At 64.1% G+C, this 881-nt stretch carries 1 protein-coding gene; it reads left to right on the forward strand.

What is annotated here, in order from left to right:
• Positions 1–881: amino acid adenylation domain-containing protein (locus NTD82_RS20260; protein WP_262129950.1), on the forward strand; the 881-nt coding region annotated here is incomplete at both ends.

Genomic DNA, 881 nt, shown 5'->3' on the forward strand with positions numbered 1-881 from the left:
GGCACAGCGTGCCGGAAAACCTCGCCTACGTGATCTACACCTCGGGCTCCACCGGCAAGCCGAAAGGGGCGGGCAACAGCCATCGCGCCTTGGTCAACCGCTTGCACTGGATGCAGAAGGCTTACGGTCTGGACGGCACGGATACCGTGCTGCAAAAGACCCCGTTCAGCTTCGACGTGTCGGTGTGGGAGTTCTTCTGGCCGCTGCTGACCGGTGCCCGTCTGGCGGTAGCGCTGCCCGGCGATCATCGTGACCCGGAGCGTCTGGTGGCGACCATCAACGAGTATGGCGTCAGCACGCTGCACTTCGTGCCGTCGATGCTTCAGGCGTTCATGACCAGCGAGCTGGTCGAGTCGTGCGCCTCGCTGAAGCGCGTCGTTTGCAGCGGTGAAGCACTGCCGGCCGAGCTGGCGGCTCAAGTGTTGAAACGCTTGCCACACACCGGCCTGTACAACCTGTACGGCCCGACCGAGGCGGCGATCGACGTCACTCACTGGACCTGCACCGTCAACGATCACCTGAGCGTTCCAATTGGTCAGCCAATCGACAACCTGAAAACCCACATCCTCGAAGACGGCCTGCTGCCCGCCGCGCCGGGCAGCGCCGCCGAGCTGTACCTGGGCGGCGTCGGTCTGGCCCGCGGTTACCACAACCGTCCTTCGCTGACCGCCGAACGCTTTGTGCCGGATCCGTTCTCGGATAACGGCGGTCGCCTGTACCGCACCGGCGACCTGGCGCGTTACCGCGACGAGGGCGTGATTGAGTACGCCGGCCGTATCGACCATCAGGTGAAGATTCGCGGTCTGCGGATCGAGCTGGGTGAAATCGAAGCGCGTCTGCTGGAATACCCAGCCGTCCGCGAAGCCAGCGTGATCGATATC

Source organism: Pseudomonas sp. 5P_5.1_Bac1, assembly GCF_025466015.1.
Classification (GTDB): Bacteria; Pseudomonadota; Gammaproteobacteria; order Pseudomonadales; family Pseudomonadaceae; genus Aquipseudomonas.